Raw genomic sequence first — 18,533 nt, forward strand, 5'->3', positions numbered from 1 at the left:
CGTGGAAGGTTTCGGCGTACATACAAGCATGTGGACCATGCATTGGGACCGCGCGGGCGCAGAAAGAACGATACCGGCTGCCGCGGCCTACAAAATGGATTTCATCGAGATCGCGCTTCTGGACACAAGCGTCGTTGACGCGCAGCACACGCACGATCTGCTGACCAAGCACAACATGCGAGCTGTCTGCTCGTTGGGTCTGCCGCAGGAAAACTGGGCATCGGTGAACCCAGACGGTGCCATCGAGCATCTGATCGATGCAATGAACATGACCAAGGCCATGGGCGCGGAAGCGCTTTCCGGCGTGACCTATGGCGGGATTGGTGAACGCACCGGCGTGCCGCCTACCCAGACCGAATACGACAATATCGCCCGTGCCCTGGAGGCCGCAGCAAAGCACGCCAAGAACCTTGGCATCGACTTCGGGATCGAACCGGTAAACCGGTATGAAAACCACCTGATCAATACGGGCTGGCAGGCAAAAGACATGATTGAGAAGGTGGGAGCTGACAACATCTTCATTCACCTAGACACCTATCACATGAACATTGAAGAAAAGGGGGTGGGCAACGGGATCCTCGATGCGCGAGAACATCTGCGTTATATCCACCTGTCGGAAAGTGACAGAGGAACGCCGGGCGAAGGAACCTGCGACTGGGATGAAATCTACGCCACTCTGGCGGCCATCGGCTTCAAGGGCGGACTGGCGATGGAGAGCTTCATCAACATGCCGCCGCAAGTGGGATACGGCCTTGCCATCTGGAGGCCGGTCGCCAACTCTTTTGAAGAAGTGATGGACAAGGGCCTCCCCTTCCTGCGCAACAAGGCAAAGCAGTATCGTTTGATATGAGCGTGGAAATCTCAGAAGCTGCCCTGGCAGACCACCTGCTGGAAATGGCCTCAGGGCAACGCATCATCTGTGCGGTCGCAGGTGCACCCGGATCAGGCAAGTCGACACTGGCAGGCTCCCTTGTCGACCGTCTGAATGCAGGCCTGCCCGGAACTGCCGAAGTGTTTCCGATGGACGGGTTTCACTATGACGATCTGTATCTTGTCCCAGCTGGCCTGCGCCCACGAAAAGGTTCCCCCGACACATTTGATGTCGGCGGACTTGCTTCCATGCTGGCCCGGCTGCGCGACAACAAAGAGCCGACCGTGGCGGTGCCGGTTTTCGACCGTGAGATCGAAATTGCACGTGCCGGTGCGCGCCTGATCGGCAAATCGGTTCGTATTCTTGTGGCAGAAGGAAATTACCTTCTTCTGGACAGAGATCCTTGGAAGAACCTGCTTCCATACTTTGACGTGACAGTGTCGTTGGATGTTCCTGAAAGCGTGCTTCGTAAAAGGCTCAGCGAACGCTGGGAGGCTTTTCAGCTCAGCGAGGCCGAGATCGCTGCCAAAGTCGAGGAGAACGATTTGCCAAACGGACGGCTCGTCCGGGAACACCAAACTTCAGCTGACTTTGTAATCCGTTACGGAGAATGACCGGCAAGGGCAAAATCGCGGTCCTCGACGTTGGAAAAACCAACGTTGACCTGTGGGTGGCGGATCGAACTGGAAACCTGCTTGAAAACCGATCGACGCCGAACAGAGTCTCCGACGGCCCACCCTGGCGGCACCATGACCTGAAGACATTGGGCGATTGGTTGGGAGAAACTCTTGCCGACATCTGCCAGCACCATCCGATTGAGTTCCTTATACCGGTAGGACACGGCGCGGGAGGTGTTCTGGTCGGCGAGGATTCTGCCGACGAAAACATGGGTGCGATGCTGCCCATGATCGACTATGAGGATCACTGCCCGGAAGACATCAACTCCGAATACCTCGGCAAATGCGGCACATTCGAAGATCGCGGAAGTCAGGTGATGATGGCCTCGACCCACGCGGCGAGGCAATTGCTTCGAATGCAACGTGCCGATCCAAAAACCTTCGCAAAGGCAAACCACTATCTGAACATTGCCCAGTACTGGGGATGGTGGCTGACCGGTGTCGCAGTTTCTGAATATTCTGCCATGGGGGCCCAGTCGCATCTCTGGAATGTTTTGCGGCATCATTGGAGCCCCATTGTGGATATACAGGGTTGGCGTGGGCTTTTGCCAGACTTCCAGCCAGCCTGGTCCAAACTCGGCACCGTTCGTCACACGCTGATGAGACGCTACGGCTTGCCTGCCAACATTACCGTTCTGACCGGCGCCCACGATTCCAGCTCAAACTTCTACCGATATGTAGCCGCTGGACTTGAAGACTTCACACTGGTTTCAACCGGCACCTGGGTCGTTGCAATGTCAAGGGAAACCAACCTGGCGACATTCGATCACGATCGAGGCACGACGATAAACGCCGACATGAACGGTTTGCCTGTTGGCGGCGCCCTGGTGATGGCAGGACGTGAATTCTCGGCAATTGCCGGCCCCAGCTGGCACGGCGACAAAGCCGAGCTTGGTCCGCTCATTCGCATCGTGAAACAAGGCACCATGGCCCTTCCCGGCTTCAGCAACAATGACGGCCAGTTTCCTGGCAGCGCCGGGCATGGCCAGATTGTCGGGCCAATGCCGGAAACCACTGCAGAGCGAACGGCTCTTGCAGTGCTACAGGCCGCGCTTTTGACGGTGACTTGCGCGGATACACTTGGGGGTGGTCGTCGCTTGATCCTCGACGGTACTTTTTTGAAGGAGCCTTTGTATGCGCCGCTGGTCGCAGCTCTGCGCCCAGATATCAAAACTGAACTCTCAGAAGAAAAAAATGGCGTCGTTATCGGCGCCCTTTGCCTGGCAACCCGGGTTTTAGGCGAACAGCCTTTCGAACTTCGTCTGCAACCGGTGGAACCTGCAGCTATTCCAGGTCTTGAGGCTTATGCCAGTGATTGGCGTAGGGCCGCCGAAGCAAACGCCAGCGTGGCGCTATAACCAGCTTGTCGTTCTCAGCCATCGCGACAGAGCCGACGAGCCGAGCAGCGATGCGCTACTGACGCTTTGAAGCACAACTTTAGAAGAGTGGTGCGTATTTCCAGTTGTCTGCATCAGGAGTGACTTCGTCGAGGTCGTAACCTGCTCTTTGCAGACGTTTGGCGATTTCCAGGCCGTCCTGTGCTGCCTGGTCGACATACCGCCGGCCGAGCATTTCGTCCTTGGCAACTCCATGTCCGCGCATCAGATCCAGGCCATAATTGTATCTGCCAACCGGATCGCCAGCTTCGGCGGCGCGACGGTCCCACTCGGCGGCGGCATCGGGGTTGTAGTCTCCGCCCATGCCATTGTCTTCGAGTTGGCTCATCCAGGTCATGGCCTTGGTGTAACCTGCCTCTGCGCATCTCCGGGTCAGTTTGCGAGCCAGTTCGTGGTTGTCATTCTTGGTGGCATTGATCCCAAGTGAACACGTAACGGAATCGATCACACCCATCTCGATCTTCCGCTTCAGCATTTGAACGCCGGTATCTTGAGGATTGAGAACGCCAAGATCATCCTCAACTGTGAAACGTGTTTCCGCATGAGCAGCACCAGCTGCAACGAGGACACAAAGCATCAACGCCAGTTTGCGCATTTCAAACTCCTCCACACTGAGAACATACTACCCGATTTCATTCCGGCCGTCTGTTCCCGGAACAATCTGCCAGCCACCCAAGCGCTCTCAATCAAATTGGCCCTTAACTCAAAACGGCCAACGCAATAACGAGCACGATGACTGCTGCCGATCCCCATAAAATCGGATTGCCGAAAAGTGATTTCTGCTTTGCCCTATCTGAATTGACAGAGCCTGCAGAAGACGCAGTTTCAGAAGCACTGACACCAGAAGCGGGAGCAGCCGTATGATCTTTCTCTTTTGAAGGAGCCGTTGCCGGTGAAGCACTCTCAGTCTTCGCTTGGCCGACAACCATTTCAGAGAATTTTGTAAAAAACTCGTCGGCCATTTTCCGGGCTGTGGATTCCACCAACCTGCTGCCCAATTGCGCAAGTTTGCCCCCGACATGAGCCTTGGCGACATATTCAAGCAAGGTGCCACCTTCCACTTCCGACAGCTTTACATCCGCGCCCCCTTTCGCAAATCCAGCGACGCCACCGATACCTTCTCCATTGATGGAATAACTTTCGGGCGGATTGATATTTTCGAGTGTCACGGCACCTTTGAATTTCGCCTTTACCGGCCCGATCTTCGTCGTGACCTCAGCGCTCATCTGTGTGTCGGAAGTCTTGTCGAGGCTTTGGCAGCCCGGAATGCAGGCCCTTAGAACATCTGGGTCGTTGAGGGCTCGCCATACGTCTTCACGCCCCGCCATGATTGTCTGGTTGCCAGAAATATCCAAAGAATCTCTCCACGAATTATATTTCGTACATTCATTCGCGCAAAAGATATCAGTTAATAAAAATAGTAAATTGTACTAAGGATCGAATGACTTAGACTTTATGGCACATCATAAATCCATGTAAAACAAACTGAATTCGATCAATACAATCTCCAACCGAGCCTGACATCTCAAGCTCGACATCGCGCGCACATTCATAAATCGTCGGGTTTCAGCTAGCCAGGTCGAAGCTTCCGAGCCAGTTCAGCTATGATGACGCGCCGGCCTGAAACCCGGGCCTGCCGTTGTCGTTGAGACAAACGGATCTGCCGTACCCAAAGCCTCCAGTTTCTTGACCTCTATCACGGCCTGCGTCCGGCTTGAGACGCATAACTTGCGCAGGACTTCAGAGACATGCGCCTTGACGGTTGTTTCGCCAACTTGAAGTTCGTATGCGATCTGCTTGTTCAGCAAACCACTGCAAATCATCTGAAGAACGCGGATCTGTTGCGGTGTCAAACTGGACAGGCGCTCGATCATTTTCCGGGTCTGGTCGTCAAGCGGTTCATCATCGGTGTCGTTATAGTTTTCAGGCAGGTAAGTGGCACCATTCATGACCTGCTGTATGGCTAGCGCCAATGTTTTTTTCTTTGAAGACTTTGGAATGAAACCGGCCGCCCCATAGGCCATTACCTGGGCAATGATCGGAGGATCTTCTGCGCCGGAGACCACAACAACCGGAAGCCTCGGATAATGGGTCCTGAGATGCAAAAGTCCATCCATGCCTTTCACGCCGGGAATGGACAGATCAAGCAGTGCAAGATCGAAGCCGGAATCGTCGTCGAGCAACTCACACGCATCGTCCAGCGAGGCCGCATCAAGCGTATCAGAGTTGGGATAAGCCAGCTCCACGGCACTATGCAAAGCTTCACGAAACAAGGGATGATCATCGATGATCAGGAACTTGTTGGCATTTTCGGCCTCGATTGACATGATCCGCTGACTCCCGGTTTCGGACGATGGGTTCCGACAGGGTTCTTCGATTGCTACTTGCGCTTAAGAACGGGACGCTTCCGGCGCGAATGCCGCCGGAAGCGTATAAGCGTCTGACCTTAGTTGGAGGACGCCAGCTGCTTGGGAAGCTTGAACACCCAGATCGATCCACCCTGGTTCAAGTAGTTCACTTTCTTGGCGACTTCACCGCCCCAAAGCGGGACCGCACCACCCCAACCGGATGCAATGGCAATATACTGCTCACCATCCATGTCCCAGGTAATCGGCTGCCCAACGATGCCCGAACCGGTCTGGAAGGACCAGAGTTCTTCGCCCGTATCAGCATCAAACGCCTTGAACTGGCCTTCCGGCATGCCGGTAAACACGAGGCCGCCGGCTGTGGTCATAACACCACCCCACAAGGGAGCGTTGTTCTTGTATTCCCACTTGATCTCACCAGTGTTCGGGTCAATCGCCTTCAAAGAACCGATATGGTCTTCGAAGATAGGCTTAATGGTAAAGCCGGAACCAAGATAGGCAGCGCCCTTCTTGTAGGTAATCGGCTCATTCCAGATGTCCATGCCCCACTCGTTGGATGGAACGTAGAAAAGGCCGTTGTCCGGATTGTGTGCCATCGGCATCCAGTTTTTGCCACCCAGGAACGAAGGCACGGCAAAGACCACTTCACCCTTCTTACCGTCTGCTGCCTTGCTTGGATCGCCAGGACGGTTGTTTTCAACAAACTTGGGACGACCGTCTTCACCGATGCCATCTGCCCAGGTGATCTGTTTGACGAACGGCCAGGCGTTGACGAACGCACCGTCATCCCGATTGAGGATGTAGAAATATCCATTCCTGTCTGCAGTCGCATAACGCTTGTTGCCGCTGGCATCAACAAATGGAATGACCTCGTTCACGCCGTCAAAGTCCCAACCTTCGCGAGGCGTCGTCTGATAGTGCCACTTGATCTCACCGTTTTCCGGATTGATGCCGATCCGCGAGGCTGCGTAGAGATTATCGCCTTCAGTCCCTGTCGGATTGCCCGCAGACCGCAGCCAACTGTTCCAGGGTGCTGGGTTGCCAGCGCCGAACACCAGCGTGTTTGTGTCCTGATCATACGTGCCACCAAGCCACGTGGCACCACCGCCGGTCTTCCAAAGGTCGCCTGGCCAGGTCGCGTTCAGCGTTCCGGTCATGGTGCTCTCTTCGCCCTTGAAGGTTCCCATATGTCCTTCGATCACAGGCCGGGTCCAGACAAGCTCTCCGGTTTCCGCATCGCGGGCCTGAACTTCGCCAACGATACCAAACTCGCCGCCTGAGTTTCCAGTGACGACAAGACCATTCACGATAACCGGTGCGGCCGTATAGGAGTAACCTGCCTTATAGTCCGCGATTTTCTTGCGCCAGACGACGTCGCCGGTCTTCAGATCAAGGGCGACAATCCTGGCATCCAATGTTCCGAAATAGATTTTATCGCCATAGATTGCGGCGCCACGGTTGACCACGTCGCAGCATGGCAGAATACCTTCCGGCAGACGGGCATCATATTGCCAGATCTCCTCGCCGGTCTTCACGTTGATCGCATAGAGGCGAGAATAGGAGCCGGTGATATACATTACCCCGTCATAAATCAGAGGTTGTGTTTCCTGACCGCGTTGTTTTTCGCCTCCCAGCGAAAAGGCCCAAGCCGGTACAACGTTTTTGACGTTGTCCTTGTTGATGATTTTAAGTGGCGAAAACCGCTGCTGATCGCGGCCCATACCATTGGTCAAAACGCTGTCGGTCGTCACCGCGTCTTTGGCCAGATCTTCTTCCGTTACGTCTGCGTGCGCACCTGTGATCGCGAGCGCGCTGACCGCAGCCAATGCGAAAAACTTCTTCATCCTGTCTCCTCCCAGGTTCAGTTCGGACAGAGCGACCAATCCAACGTATGGATGAACACCTGAAGTCGCCGCCTCCCTGAATTTAAGTCTAGTGGAAACAATCCTCGGCGAGAATTGCACCATAGTGCACCTCAAAAATGGCGTGTTTCTGCAATTTATGAAAAGTGCGGCGCAACAAAATCGAAGTTTGACCGCGTCGAACTTACGCGACGTTTTTTCAACGGCTCTGAGACAACCCCTTGCGCCGGGGAAGCACAGTTGAGGAAGCCCTGCCCGACCGAAAGTCCAATTCATTGCCGGTCCATGACTGCTAAGCTGGATCAAAACGATTTCGGGAGGAAATCATGCATCGGCTTATCAAATTGCTTGCTGTCGGTTTCTGCAGCCTTGCACTTGCACCAGCAGCAAGCGCGCAGGAGACACCCGTTCTCAAAGCAGCTGTCCTGAAAGTTGGGACGGTTAACTGGGAACTTGAAACCATCAAACAAAACAGCTTGGACACCCAAAACGGATTTCAACTGGAAGTTATGGGAATGGCCGGCAATCCGGCAACACGAATTGCGTTTCAGGGCGGTGAAGCTGATATCGTTGTCGCCGACTGGCTTTGGGTTGCCCGCCAGCGGGCTGACGGACACGACTACGTTTTCGTGCCCTATTCCAAATCCGTTGGTGGCCTCATGGTCCCGAAAGACAGTCAGGCCAAATCCTTGAAGGATTTGGTCGGTCGAAAAATCGGAATTGCCGGTGGGCCGGTCGACAAGAGCTGGCTTATTCTGAGAGCCTATGCGGAGCAGGAGTACGGTCTTGATCTTGCAGCAGAAACAGAACAGGTGTTCGGTGCTCCACCACTGATCTTCAAGAGTGCACTGTCTGGTGAAACAGCCGGTGCCATCAATTTCTGGCATTTCGCAGCCAAGATGAAAGCCAAAGGCATGCGAGAATTGATCTCCGTATCCGAGGCAGCCAAGGCGCTTGGACTCAATCCCGATACTCCGCTCCTTGGATATGTCTTTCACGGCAAAATGCTCAAGGAACAACCGGATCTCGTGCGCGGCTTCATGGCAGCATCCCGAGGAGCAAAGGACGTTTTGGCAAACGACCCAACTGCTTTTGACAAGATAAGGCCCATGATGCGCGCCAAAAGCGATGCGGATTTTGAGGCGTTGAAAGCCGGATTCATCGCCGGAATTCCCGCCCCAGGTCCGGTGAATGAAGAGCAGGCCGAGCAGATGCTCGAAGTCATGGGACGACTGGGCGGAGAAAAACTCGTCGGGTCGGCAACCAGTTTGCCGGAGGGTGTGTTTGTCGTCCCGGAAGGTTGATACCGAGGTATCAGGATCAATCAGCATCCGATTGATTTCGTTGGGTCTGCTTTTGGTTGGGTGGACGGCCTTCGCAGCTGCCATAGCAGACCCGGCTATCCTCCCCTCACCTTTTGAAGTCGGAAGGCTGACCTTCAGCGAACTGACCAATGGTCCTTTGCTTTATCACCTGGGCATAACGCTCGCCCGGGTTCTGGCCGCATTCGTTCTGGCCATGACCATCGGAACTGTGTTTGGCCTTATTATGGGAAGAAGAAAAGCAGTCGATACGTGGCTTGATCCGTGGTTACTGTTTTTCTTGAACCTGCCTGCTCTTGTTACAATCGTGCTGTGTTACCTCTGGATTGGGCTGACCGAAGTCGCGGCCATCGCCGCGGTCGCCATCAACAAGATCCCGATGGTCACGGTGCTCATTCGCGAAGGCGCAAGAACGTTCGATCCTGCCCTTGATGACATGTCCAAGATTTTCCGCGTTTCTCGCCTGACGCGGTTCAGACATATTACTGTCCCCCAATTGGCGCCATTTTTTGCCGCCAGCGCTCGCACGGGAACAGCCTTGATCTGGAAGATTGTTCTCGTGGTCGAGTTCCTTGGCAGATCGAACGGTGTCGGCTTCCAGATCCATCTCTATTTCCAGCTCTTCGATGTGGCCATGGTGCTTACCTATGCTCTTGCATTCATCATTGTCATGCTCCTGATAGAGTTTGCCGTTCTTCAGCCTTGGGAACGCAGGGCAAGCCGTTGGCGGCGCGCATGATCAAGATTGACATTCAAAGCAAGGCTTATGGAAGCCTGCCGGTATTGGGAAAGGTCGGCTTCGACATTGAAGCAGGCGATTGCGTGGCTGTGCTTGGCCCCTCGGGTATAGGCAAAACGACCCTGCTTCGGATCGCATCAGGTCTTGATACGGTTTTTGAAGGGCAAGTCAGCAGACCGGAGCGCCTTTCGATGGTGTTTCAGGAGCCGACGCTGCTACCTTGGCGCACCGCAGGCGAAAATCTGAAGTTGATAGTCGGCCTTGACGACGAAGAGGTCGATCAGGCCTTGAAAAGGGTCGGATTGGACGGAAAAGCAGATCATCTCCCCGACCAGCTTTCGCTTGGCCAAAGACGTCGGCTGGCACTTGCGCGCGCCTTTGCTGCCAAACCGGACTTTCTGGTCATGGACGAACCCTATGCATCGCTCGACAAGGCGCTTTCTGGCGAGATGATCGAATTGACACGAGACTTGTTGAGGGAAACACAGGTCGCAACACTTCTGGTAACACATTCCGAAATCGAAGCAGAGGCACTGGCAACTCGTGTGCTGCATCTGCAAGGTCATCCCGCCGTCTTGTCCAACGCGCCGGCTTAGAAGAGAGCTCGTGTGAAGGTTGCTGACGGTGATTTGAATTGGTCGCTTTGATGGTGCGCCATAGGCTACGTTCAATGACAAGATTTCGATGGCGATCACCACGCGTGAAACTACTATCCATCCTGGGTGCACTGGTTCTGATCGGAAATTCCGGCGTCACCTCGCCGGCGAATGCGCATCCTTGCGGGCTCGATGCAGCCTGCAGTTTGGACAAGAGGGTTTATCGAGCCAAAGCCCCGGAAAACTGGGATGGCGTAACGCCTCTGCCGGTCCTGATCCACTTTCACGGCTGGAAGCGCGACTCCAAACACCCTTTGAAGAACCCGAAGGTGCTGAAAGCGATCAACGGGAACAGTGCACTTCTGGTTGCACCGGAGGGCTTGCGCCGGACATGGGATTTCTGGGAACGCAACAACCGGGATGTGCCCTTCGTCCGCGCCGTGATTGAGGATGTCGCAAAGAGGTTCCCAATTGACCGCAGCCGAATTTATGCGACCGGTTTTTCCTACGGTTCAGCAATGGCATGGCGCGTGGCATGTGATGCCGGAGATCTGGTTGCCGGTATCTTGCCGGCTGCCGGAACACTCTACCGGCAAGACGGAATAGACTGCCCGACCGGCCCAATGAACGTCATGCATGTTCATGGGTTCAAGGACAATGTCATGGACCTTCCTCTCGGTCCGGACGGCAACCCGAACGTGGCTGTCGAGCTTTGGCGGCGGACCAACATGTGCGCGCAGGAACCTGACCATACCGAAACGCTCAACGGGCACACCTGCCTGACATGGTCAACATGCCAAAGCGGCAAAGAGGTCATGTTGTGCCTTCACGAGCGTGGCCACATCGTCCCAAAAGGCTGGATATCGAATGCGTTGAAACGGGCTCTGGAAAGATATCAACTGGGCGAAGGTGCCTTTAGCCATGCGGATGAGCCATCCGCCGCAACTGATTCAACCAGCCAGTCGAATTGACCGAGTTGATTACGACGCACTTGGATGTGTCTGCATAAGCGTAGGGCCAATGACTAATCGATACGGGCGAGCACTCGGTTTCGCTCTAGGTGGACCGCCTGTTCCAGGTTCTTTCTGTGAATTTGCGTTGGGGAGAAATAGCAATTTTCGACGCCCATCTCGCCGCAAAATGGCCGGAGACGCATGACGGCCTCAAACCCGATTTCCCACGTAAATCAGCTGTTGCAACTTTTTGATGCCGCAATTCAGGACCATCAACTTTGCCAGGGAGGCTGCAACCGGGGATACAATCAATGAAAAAGTTCGCCAAGGTCGGTGCGGGTTCGATCGCACTCTTGCTGGTTGGATGCATTGGCTATGGCGCGTTTGGCTATTTTGACGCGATTTCCGATGCAGACGATTTGAGAACGCGGGCCGATACCCTCATTGCTTCCGACTTCGGGGGAGCTTCTTTGGGAGCGAAGCGCTACCAACAGCTTCTGGCGGTACAAGACCCACGGTTCGAGCAACATGGCGGCGTGGACATGACGACACCGGGCGCTGGCATAACAACCATTTCGCAATCGCTGTCAAAGCGTGTCGGATTTGAAAAATTCACCCCGGGTATCGGGAAAATCAGGCAAACCGGTTACGCGCTTGGTTTGGAGAGCGAACTGAGCAAAGAGCAAATAATGGCACTTTGGCTGGACACTCTGGAAATGGGACGTGGACCGGAGGGTTGGGTGACGGGCTTTCATCGCATGAGTGAGGCAGTATTTGGCGCACCACCTCGCGCGATCAAAGACGAGCAATATCTGTCTCTTCTCGCGGTAATGATTGCCCCTGCGCGGTACCGGATCGGAACCAAGGATGACGCTTTAGCTGACCGAACTGGCAGAATCGGCAGACTTGTTTCGGGCAAATGTGCCCCCATCGACAATTCCGATGTCTGGTTGGAAGGCTGCATGTAGCTGCACAAAGTTGGCGCAGAAACATGAAATGGATCCGCAGAACTGTGACATGCAGTCTATTGTTCAGCTGCAGGACAACTGGCCAACGCAGTCGTCCAAACGCTCCCGCAAACGAACAATCGCCCTAGTAAATACGTTGAAATTTCCATTCGTCAGCATCTGGTGTAACGAGTTTCCAGTCGTACCCACCCTGCTGAAGTTCTTCCGCGGTTTCGAAGCCCTGCTCAGCTGATCGGTCAATGAAACTCTTGCCAAGGTCAATGTCCTGCTCGACGCCATAACCGCGCAGAAGATCCAGGCCGTAGTTGAACTGTCCGATTGGGTCGCCAGCCTCGGCGGCTCTTCGGTCCCATTCGGCAGCAGTTTCCGGGTTCTCAGCCTTTCCAAGACCGTTCTGCTCCATATAGGCCATCCAGGTCATGGTTCCTGTCCAGCCTTGTTCAGCGCAGGTCCGAAACAGTTTGCGCGCCGCGTCGTGGTCGCCTTTCTTTGTCAGCATGTAGCCCTGTGCGCACACGACCATATCAACGTCGCCCTCCAGAGCACGGCTAAGCGATTTGCTGAGGCTCATTTCGTCCGGATTGAGTGTTCCGCCACTGTCGACCTGTTCGGCCAGCGCGCTCTGCCCCAAAATTCCGGTCGCGAGCAATATTGTGACAAGTCCGTATTTCATGTCCGGGCCTCCTGTTTACAAAACCCGTCAGACACGTGCTCAGGCCTTTCGCCTGACCATGCCGCGTGACGGATCATACCCCCAAAGACTGACAAAGAGAAAGACTGCGAAAGCAAACACCACCCAAAGCAAAGCTATCCAGTCAACCTGTCCGTAAAGTGCAAAACGAATGAGTTCGACGCCGTGGGAAAACGGATTGAACGCACAAATGTCCCGCAGGATGGTTGAGGCTTCCGCCATCTTCCAAAGCGGATAGAGAGCCGTCGACAGAAAGAACATCGGAAAGATCACGAAGTTCATCACGCCGGCGAAATTCTCCAACTGATTGATCGTGCTCGACAGCAAGAGACCGAGCGCGCCAAGCATCAGTCCGTTCAGAATGAGAGCGGGCAGAATGGCAGCATAGCCGGACGGCGAGAAACCGATGCCCAAGAGCCCTGCGATCGCGAGGAATGTATAGACCTGAAAAATCGAAATGATGGTGCTTGCAAACAGCTTGCAAAACAGCAGCCACCAGCGTGGGATCGGACTTGTCAGAAGCAGGCGCATCGATCCCATTTCACGGTCATAGACCAGACTGAGCGAGGATTGCATGCCTGAAAAGAGCTGTATCATGCCGCACAGTCCGGGAACGATATAGATCTCATAAGTTATATAGGTCAGGTACGGCGGCTGTATTGATAGTCCGAGTGCAGCACGAAATCCGGCCGCAAAAACGATCAGCCATACCAATGGCCTGACGATTGCCGCCAGAAAACGTCCGCGCTGTGATACAAATCGCAGGGCCTCGCGGTGAATGATTGCCAGGAGGCAGACCAGAGCGGCTCTCATTCGTTGTCTCCAGTCAGCTCCAGAAAACGAGACTGAAGCGATCTGCCCGTCGCAATTTCTCCCGCGTGTCCATCAGCGCAAATTCTGCCCTCATGAAGCACGACAAGTCGATCTTCGTCATTGATCTCATCAACCAGATGCGTTGCCCACAGGACTGCGAGATCCCGCTCGCGTGCCAGATCATGAACATAAGCTGTGATCGACTGCCTGGTAGCGGCATCAAGTCCAACTGTGGGTTCATCGAGCAAGAGAACCTGCGGATCGTGGATCAACGCACGGGCAATTTCCATTCGTCGCCTGTGTCCGCCATTGAGGGTCCTGACCTTTTCACCGACACGCTCTGCCATGTTTACACGCTCCAGGCATGCCGTGATCCGCTTGTCAGCCTCAGCGCCCGACATGCCGTGAAGGGCTGCGAAATACTTGAGATTGCGCCAAACCGTAAGGTCCAGGTCGAGCGTCGGCTGCTGGAACACCACACCGATGCGTGCAAGTGCCTTTCCGGGTTCACGCGCCAGCGAATAGCCATCAACCAGGACTTGACCGGCATCAGGGACAAACAGCCGGGTCATTATTGAAAACAAGGTGCTCTTCCCGGCTCCGTTCGGACCGAGAAGAGCGCAAAATGCCCCGGGGTTCAGTTTAAAACTGACATCGTTCAGGGCAGTCTTTTTTCCAAATCGATGCGTGATGCCCTGAACATCAAGGCGAACCGTCACTTTATGGTGATCTCAAGCGTTTGAAGGTCACTGCCTGGAACGCCGAAACTGTAGGTTCCAGGCTTGATTGCAAGGAAGCTGATTTCAGCTGTTCCCGCTTCGTCGAATTCCAGACTATCGACGCCAAGCGGGCGGATCTCAATGCCTTCGATGACAATCTCATCGATCCAGATCGCCCTGAAAAACCCTGCCCCGGCCAATGCCAATTCCTGGCTGCCGTCTGCCTCGATTTCAATCTCGTAGTAAGTGCCGGATTTGAGTTCGAGAGCTCCGCTTTCGTTCAGCGGCACACCGGCAGACAAGGTCAGTGCCGGAAGATCTTCCCTGTTGTCACGCGACAGGATACCTGCAGTGCCGAATGTCGGTGCATCGTCGTCATCGTCATCCCCTTCACTCGCGAGGACCGGGGCAGTCAGGATAGCCAGGGTCGTCGCGCAAGCGAGCAAAAACTTCATATTTTCCTCCCAGATTTATTCAGTTTGTTGGCCGGAACGCCGCTCCCCACGGGAAGCGGCCCACCTTGATCGATTTGATGGGCGCCAGTTCGGCAACATCAATAACGGTGACATCTCCAGAAAGGCCATTGGTGGTAAAAAGCAGGCTCTCGTCACCGTTGAATGCCATGTGCCAAACCCTGCGACCGACCAGGATGTAGTCCGTCACTTCATAGGTTTTTGGATCGACAACAGCCACATGATTAGACGGACCGAGAGCAACGAACACGTGTTTGCCATCGCGCGTCATTTCAAAACCGACAGGCTGAACTCGATCGGGATGGATGCCCTGTATCTCGAATTCTATCTTGGCCTTTTCCTGCTGGCTTTCCCTGTCGAAAACCGTGATCGTGCCGCCAATCTCCGAACTGACCCAGAGTTCCGAACCGTCAAGTGTAAACTCCGCATGGCGCGGGCGCTGATCGACAATCGTGTTGGCGAACAGTTCCTGCGTACTGGTGTCGATCCAATGAGCCATGTTGGTCGTCTCAGATGTCGTGATCGCAATCTTCCCATCCGGCGAGACCGCCATCCCTTCCGGTTCAATTCCAACATCGATCTGTGCCACAACACGTTTTGTCTCAGTGTCCACCACGGTTGTGATCGCGTCATCCTCGTTGGCGATGTAAAGATGTCGGTTGTCCGGGTGCAACACGAATTGTTCCGGGTCTTCACCGGAAGGAAGTTCGTGCAGAATCTTGCCCGTTTCCGGGTCTATGACCTGCACCGTGTCGCTGTCGGATGCGCATAGGTAGAGCACGGAATGGTCGATGGCGAATGTGATGCCGCGTGGCCTTTCGCCAACGTCGATCGTGCGGACAACTTCGAGTGTGTCGATGTCGATCACACTGATCGTGTCGTCTTTTTCGTTGGACACCCAAATCTCGTCAGCCAGTGCAGACGTCAGCCCCATCCCGGCTGCGAGCCCAATGATTGGCCATAACCTTCGCATGATTCACTCCCTATACGCGGTACACGCGCTTTCCGCTTCGTCTATTCCAAGGGTATCGAGCTCGGTGCGCTGATGGAGGAACCCCTCCAGCGGGGCCTGTGCCACCAACGCGCGCGAATGTATGAGCGGGATCGGCTGGCGCAATTGGCCATTCCAAGACCGGAAGGTCAGTGGCCTGCCCTTGAATCCGGCCAACTCGAATTTGTCCGAAAGCAGGTACCCGCGTATGGCTGCGGCATCCGCCTGGTTTGTACGTGTAACAGCCTCTCCGATCGCCCGCATTGCCGCCCAAGCCGCATAGTCGACGGATCGCATTGGCCTGTCTGCGGCCCTATCGAAACGCTTTTGCAGTTGCGCAGCGCCCCATTGTTCCACAGTCCTGTGCCATGCAGTGGGAACCAGCCCCTCTGTTCCGGCAACCGGCCTGGGTTGCCACAAGTTCATGGGGACGTACCGGCCGAAGTCATCTGTCTCATCGGCGACAACCAAAAGGTCATGCTCGGGAAAATCCTGCGTGAACAAGGGCAATTCCTGGAAGGCAGTACGACGCATGTCCGCATCAATATCCCAGACCTTGCTTTCACGGATGCTCACACCGAATTTCTTTGCCGACCTCTCAAGAGCATCGGCATAGGCCTGGTCTTTTGGGTTTGGTCCGGCAATCACGACCCAGTCCGTCCATTTCTTGCGAACGCCGAATTGGGCAAGAGCATCAGTCAGCATGGCCCTTGAAGGCAGAGTGTGCAAAACATTTGCCCGGCAAGATGCATCCCTCAGATCCGTGTCGTTCGCGCTCACATTGAAGATGACCGCAGCGTTGGCTTCCGGCAGATCCGCCAATGCCAATAACTTGTCCCTGGGTGCCTTGACGATGATAAAGGGTGTGATCGACAGCAGGTCACGCGCGGCGGCAGCAAAGTCTCCGCCTTCTTCCACGATCCGTGCCTCCAGCGCATAAGTCTGCTTCAAAAAGCGGCCGGTCGTTGCATTGTCCTTTAGGCCAATTCCTGCACCGGCCAAACCCTCATCGGCGGGAACCGGGTCGAGATTTGAGAGTACCGGAGGTTGTGGTTCCAATTGCTCCAGATAACCGATCGTAACGGCAACTTCAGCATATGCCGCACCGCAACAAACCCATAATATCACTAAGTATTTCGCGATCGACCTGATAATCATTCGACCAGTCTCCGTGATCCGAATACGCGTGAACATTCAACAACCAACAGGTTAGTCTGACAGTCACTACGGAAGCAAGGAAAGGAGACTTGTCCCTTGGTACAATAGCGCCTCTTCATCAGCTGTGCGTATTTATTCGCGACGATCTCGGGAGGAGAGAACTCATGAATTTTCGCAAATGCATGCTGGGCATCTTTGCGGCTGGAACCGCCCTTTCCCTGACATCACTTGACCCGATGGGACGTGTGGAAGCTCATGGCGATGTAGCGCCACAGGCGGTCGATACGGCCGGTCTTCCTGATCTCGGCGAAGAGTGGCTCCTGGAAAATCCCTGGAGAGATCCAGACAGTGAATTCTGGGCGCTGGCGGTCAAGGTCGGCGCGTCGGGCTATAATCAGAATTGTGCACGCTGCCATGGCCTGGAGGTGATTTCCGGCGGGCTGGCCCCCGACCTCAGATATCTGGAGGCCGACGACTTCGGGGACGAATGGTACTTGGAGCGGTACCAGAACGGCTACACTCAGAACGGCATTACCAAGATGCCGGCATTCGGCGAATTGCTCGGCCAGGAAGCAGCATGGGCCATTCGCACTTATGTTGAAACGCGGCCAGACGAAGGCGCACTTGATCCACATTCGGAGCGTTTGAAGGCAATACGAGATGTGATCAAGGAACTCTCCGAAAAGTCCATCCCTGCAGCTGAAGCTGAAAGCACGATCGCACCGCTGCGCTTGGAAATGGAGGAAATTGCCAATTCCCTGGAAACAGGTTCCGGCGCTCCTCGAGCGGATTCCGTTGCATCCCGGGCCGTCCTGCAGTTGGATGGTTCAGATGACAGTCTTAAGAAAACCGCTGAGATACTGACGATCGGACTATCGGCCGCCGAATAATGTTCAAACTTGCGCGACAAGCAGCGATCGCAGTCCTGGCCATGATCACCATGGCCGGGACTGATGCGTTTGCTCAGAACTGTGAAAATGTGCGTTTCGGCGATGAAGCGGAACGCAAGCCGCAAAATGTGGGTCGCGATATCGTTGGCCGGAGCCTTGACGATATCCAGGAACGCGGGTCGATCAAAATCGCTGTTTATGAAGATTTTCCGCCATTTTCCTATAAGGAAAACGGAATCTTGAAAGGCGTGGATATCGAGATTGGCAAGCTGATTGCGGCAGACCTTGGCGTTGAGGCTCAGTTCATTGTCACGGCAGCTGATGAAAACGTCGATGGTGACCTGCGCAACAACGTCTGGCGCGGCAAGCTCATTGGCGGACAGATCTCCAACGTCATGCTTCATGTACCTTATGATCGTGAGCTCGGTTGCCGGAATGAAATGGTTGTCCTGAACGGTCAGTACTACAACGAACAGCTTGCCATTGCTTACCGGAAGGACGCCTATCCGGAAGATCCACCCGTTCCTGCCTATTTCCGTTTTGACACTGTCGGCGTTGAAAACGACACTCTCTCTGATTTTTATCTGACTGGCTTCGCTCGAGGCCAGCTTGTGTCAAACATGCGCCGTTATCCAAGTGCGCGCGACGCCATGTCGGCCCTGGCGAACGGTGAGGTCATGGCAGTCATGGCACCTCTATCTCAGCTTGAGCACGATTTGACTGAGGGGTTAGCGGTGCACTTGCCCCCTTTCCCCGGATTGGCCAAGTCTTCCTGGACACTGGGACTTGCGGTACGACACAACTGGCGCCCGCTATCCTATGCGGTCGATGATGCTATCCGTTATGCCGTTGAGGACGGGCGGATGGCGAAGATCTTTGAAGACCATGGCCTGACCTACACGCAACCCGATTGGTAGCCTGAAACGCGCGAAGCGGCCCCAAGTGTACAGAACACTTTCAGACGTCAACTGAGCGCGCATGTGCATGGTCTTGACTTGCCAGGCCCTACCTTTGCATCGCCCACAGGCTTAGGAAACACAGCAGATC

The 18,533-nt window shown here is 54.8% G+C and carries 20 protein-coding genes; 10 read left to right on the forward strand and 10 right to left on the reverse strand.

The window, feature by feature from the left end:
* Window position 1: 1 nt before the first annotated feature.
* Genes FIV00_RS20590 through FIV00_RS20600 form a run of 3 tightly spaced genes read left to right on the forward strand, consistent with a single transcriptional unit; the run spans window position 2 to window position 2,906 of the window.
* Complete coding sequence (locus FIV00_RS20590; RefSeq protein ID WP_152504358.1) at window positions 2–850, forward strand: sugar phosphate isomerase/epimerase; 849 nt, start codon at window positions 2–4, stop codon at window positions 848–850.
* Window positions 847–1,485, forward strand: coding sequence for a nucleoside/nucleotide kinase family protein (locus FIV00_RS20595; RefSeq protein WP_152502514.1), 639 nt, complete (start codon window positions 847–849; stop codon window positions 1,483–1,485). The genes FIV00_RS20590 and FIV00_RS20595 overlap by 4 nt, the downstream gene beginning before the upstream one ends.
* On the forward strand, window positions 1,482–2,906 hold the full coding sequence (locus tag FIV00_RS20600) for an FGGY family carbohydrate kinase (RefSeq protein ID WP_152502515.1): 1,425 nt from the start codon (window positions 1,482–1,484) through the stop codon (window positions 2,904–2,906). The genes FIV00_RS20595 and FIV00_RS20600 overlap by 4 nt, the downstream gene beginning before the upstream one ends.
* Window positions 2,907–2,985: 79 nt before the next feature.
* Here the strand turns inward: FIV00_RS20600 and FIV00_RS20605 are convergent, their stop codons facing one another.
* The 4 genes from FIV00_RS20605 to FIV00_RS20620 all read right to left on the reverse strand — a co-directional run bounded on the left by FIV00_RS20605 (window position 2,986) and on the right by FIV00_RS20620 (window position 7,155).
* Window positions 2,986–3,540 (reverse strand): tetratricopeptide repeat protein, encoded by a 555-nt coding sequence (locus FIV00_RS20605; protein WP_152502516.1) that lies wholly within the window; start codon window positions 3,538–3,540, stop codon window positions 2,986–2,988.
* Window positions 3,541–3,643: 103 nt separating this feature from the next.
* Entirely contained in the window at window positions 3,644–4,300 is a 657-nt protein-coding gene (locus FIV00_RS20610) for a CoxG family protein (RefSeq protein WP_152502517.1), read from the reverse strand.
* A gap of 243 nt (window positions 4,301–4,543) precedes the next feature.
* Window positions 4,544–5,272, reverse strand: coding sequence for a response regulator transcription factor (locus FIV00_RS20615; RefSeq protein ID WP_152502518.1), 729 nt, complete (start codon window positions 5,270–5,272; stop codon window positions 4,544–4,546).
* 119 nt (window positions 5,273–5,391) lie between these two features.
* A complete protein-coding gene (locus FIV00_RS20620) occupies window positions 5,392–7,155 on the reverse strand; it encodes a PQQ-dependent methanol/ethanol family dehydrogenase (RefSeq protein ID WP_152502519.1) in 1,764 nt (587 codons plus the stop codon).
* A 344-nt stretch (window positions 7,156–7,499) separates the two neighbouring features.
* Between FIV00_RS20620 and FIV00_RS20625 the strand changes: the two genes are divergently transcribed.
* The 5 genes from FIV00_RS20625 to FIV00_RS20645 all read left to right on the forward strand — a co-directional run bounded on the left by FIV00_RS20625 (window position 7,500) and on the right by FIV00_RS20645 (window position 11,751).
* Window positions 7,500–8,477 carry an ABC transporter substrate-binding protein gene (locus tag FIV00_RS20625; protein WP_152502520.1) on the forward strand — a complete coding sequence of 326 codons (978 nt, stop codon included), beginning with the start codon at window positions 7,500–7,502 and terminating at the stop codon, window positions 8,475–8,477.
* Window positions 8,458–9,234 (forward strand): ABC transporter permease, encoded by a 777-nt coding sequence (locus FIV00_RS20630; protein ID WP_247649266.1) that lies wholly within the window; start codon window positions 8,458–8,460, stop codon window positions 9,232–9,234. Before FIV00_RS20625 ends, FIV00_RS20630 begins: the two co-directional genes overlap by 20 nt.
* The gene (locus tag FIV00_RS20635; RefSeq protein ID WP_152502522.1) at window positions 9,231–9,830 is read left to right on the forward strand and encodes an ATP-binding cassette domain-containing protein; all 600 of its coding nucleotides are present in this window, start codon (window positions 9,231–9,233) and stop codon (window positions 9,828–9,830) included. The genes FIV00_RS20630 and FIV00_RS20635 overlap by 4 nt, the downstream gene beginning before the upstream one ends.
* Before the next feature lie 104 nt (window positions 9,831–9,934).
* Window positions 9,935–10,801, forward strand: coding sequence for a PHB depolymerase family esterase (locus tag FIV00_RS20640; RefSeq protein ID WP_152502523.1), 867 nt, complete (start codon window positions 9,935–9,937; stop codon window positions 10,799–10,801).
* A 293-nt stretch (window positions 10,802–11,094) separates the two neighbouring features.
* Entirely contained in the window at window positions 11,095–11,751 is a 657-nt protein-coding gene (locus tag FIV00_RS20645) for a transglycosylase domain-containing protein (protein WP_152502524.1), read from the forward strand.
* A gap of 124 nt (window positions 11,752–11,875) precedes the next feature.
* Here FIV00_RS20645 and FIV00_RS20650 read toward each other — a convergent pair whose 3' ends face one another.
* The 6 genes from FIV00_RS20650 to FIV00_RS20675 are packed head-to-tail and all read right to left on the reverse strand — an operon-like array spanning window position 11,876 to window position 16,596.
* On the reverse strand, window positions 11,876–12,424 hold the full coding sequence (locus tag FIV00_RS20650; RefSeq protein ID WP_152502525.1) for a tetratricopeptide repeat protein: 549 nt from the start codon (window positions 12,422–12,424) through the stop codon (window positions 11,876–11,878).
* 39 nt (window positions 12,425–12,463) lie between these two features.
* On the reverse strand, window positions 12,464–13,255 hold the full coding sequence (locus FIV00_RS20655; protein ID WP_152502526.1) for an ABC transporter permease: 792 nt from the start codon (window positions 13,253–13,255) through the stop codon (window positions 12,464–12,466).
* Window positions 13,252–13,974, reverse strand: coding sequence for an ABC transporter ATP-binding protein (locus tag FIV00_RS20660; protein WP_152502527.1), 723 nt, complete (start codon window positions 13,972–13,974; stop codon window positions 13,252–13,254). Before FIV00_RS20660 ends, FIV00_RS20655 begins: the two co-directional genes overlap by 4 nt.
* Window positions 13,971–14,429 carry a hypothetical protein gene (locus FIV00_RS20665; RefSeq protein WP_152502528.1) on the reverse strand — a complete coding sequence of 153 codons (459 nt, stop codon included), beginning with the start codon at window positions 14,427–14,429 and terminating at the stop codon, window positions 13,971–13,973. Before FIV00_RS20665 ends, FIV00_RS20660 begins: the two co-directional genes overlap by 4 nt.
* Window positions 14,430–14,448: 19 nt before the next feature.
* Window positions 14,449–15,420, reverse strand: coding sequence for a YVTN family beta-propeller repeat protein (locus FIV00_RS20670; RefSeq protein ID WP_152502529.1), 972 nt, complete (start codon window positions 15,418–15,420; stop codon window positions 14,449–14,451).
* 3 nt (window positions 15,421–15,423) lie between these two features.
* Complete coding sequence (locus FIV00_RS20675) at window positions 15,424–16,596, reverse strand: ABC transporter substrate-binding protein (protein WP_152502530.1); 1,173 nt, start codon at window positions 16,594–16,596, stop codon at window positions 15,424–15,426.
* 164 nt (window positions 16,597–16,760) lie between these two features.
* On the opposite strand from FIV00_RS20675, the gene pedF reads away from it, so the two are divergent.
* Both pedF and FIV00_RS20685 read left to right on the forward strand, forming a co-directional pair.
* Entirely contained in the window at window positions 16,761–17,486 is a 726-nt protein-coding gene (gene pedF / locus FIV00_RS20680; protein WP_152502531.1) for a cytochrome c-550 PedF, read from the forward strand.
* Complete coding sequence (locus FIV00_RS20685) at window positions 17,486–18,403, forward strand: transporter substrate-binding domain-containing protein (RefSeq protein ID WP_152502532.1); 918 nt, start codon at window positions 17,486–17,488, stop codon at window positions 18,401–18,403. The genes pedF and FIV00_RS20685 overlap by 1 nt, the downstream gene beginning before the upstream one ends.
* Window positions 18,404–18,533: the final 130 nt, after the last annotated feature.

Origin of the sequence: Labrenzia sp. THAF82 (assembly GCF_009363435.1) — a bacterium.
GTDB classification, from domain to species: domain Bacteria; phylum Pseudomonadota; class Alphaproteobacteria; order Rhizobiales; family Stappiaceae; genus Roseibium; species Roseibium porphyridii.

What these genes read in the sequence shown, in the direction of transcription:
- FIV00_RS20605 (WP_152502516.1), bottom strand. Translation starts at nt 3,540, where the DNA reads ATGCGCAAACTGGCGTTGATGCTTTGTGTCCTCGTTGCAGCTGGTGCT.
- pedF (WP_152502531.1), top strand. Translation starts at nt 16,761, where the DNA reads ATGAATTTTCGCAAATGCATGCTGGGCATCTTTGCGGCTGGAACCGCC.
- FIV00_RS20615 (WP_152502518.1), bottom strand. Translation starts at nt 5,272, where the DNA reads ATGTCAATCGAGGCCGAAAATGCCAACAAGTTCCTGATCATCGATGAT.
- FIV00_RS20685 (WP_152502532.1), top strand. Translation starts at nt 17,486, where the DNA reads ATGTTCAAACTTGCGCGACAAGCAGCGATCGCAGTCCTGGCCATGATC.
- FIV00_RS20670 (WP_152502529.1), bottom strand. Translation starts at nt 15,420, where the DNA reads ATGCGAAGGTTATGGCCAATCATTGGGCTCGCAGCCGGGATGGGGCTG.
- FIV00_RS20635 (WP_152502522.1), top strand. Translation starts at nt 9,231, where the DNA reads ATGATCAAGATTGACATTCAAAGCAAGGCTTATGGAAGCCTGCCGGTA.
- FIV00_RS20675 (WP_152502530.1), bottom strand. Translation starts at nt 16,596, where the DNA reads ATGATTATCAGGTCGATCGCGAAATACTTAGTGATATTATGGGTTTGT.
- FIV00_RS20645 (WP_152502524.1), top strand. Translation starts at nt 11,095, where the DNA reads ATGAAAAAGTTCGCCAAGGTCGGTGCGGGTTCGATCGCACTCTTGCTG.
- FIV00_RS20600 (WP_152502515.1), top strand. Translation starts at nt 1,482, where the DNA reads ATGACCGGCAAGGGCAAAATCGCGGTCCTCGACGTTGGAAAAACCAAC.
- FIV00_RS20595 (WP_152502514.1), top strand. Translation starts at nt 847, where the DNA reads ATGAGCGTGGAAATCTCAGAAGCTGCCCTGGCAGACCACCTGCTGGAA.
- FIV00_RS20650 (WP_152502525.1), bottom strand. Translation starts at nt 12,424, where the DNA reads ATGAAATACGGACTTGTCACAATATTGCTCGCGACCGGAATTTTGGGG.
- FIV00_RS20655 (WP_152502526.1), bottom strand. Translation starts at nt 13,255, where the DNA reads ATGAGAGCCGCTCTGGTCTGCCTCCTGGCAATCATTCACCGCGAGGCC.
- FIV00_RS20665 (WP_152502528.1), bottom strand. Translation starts at nt 14,429, where the DNA reads ATGAAGTTTTTGCTCGCTTGCGCGACGACCCTGGCTATCCTGACTGCC.
- FIV00_RS20625 (WP_152502520.1), top strand. Translation starts at nt 7,500, where the DNA reads ATGCATCGGCTTATCAAATTGCTTGCTGTCGGTTTCTGCAGCCTTGCA.
- FIV00_RS20620 (WP_152502519.1), bottom strand. Translation starts at nt 7,155, where the DNA reads ATGAAGAAGTTTTTCGCATTGGCTGCGGTCAGCGCGCTCGCGATCACA.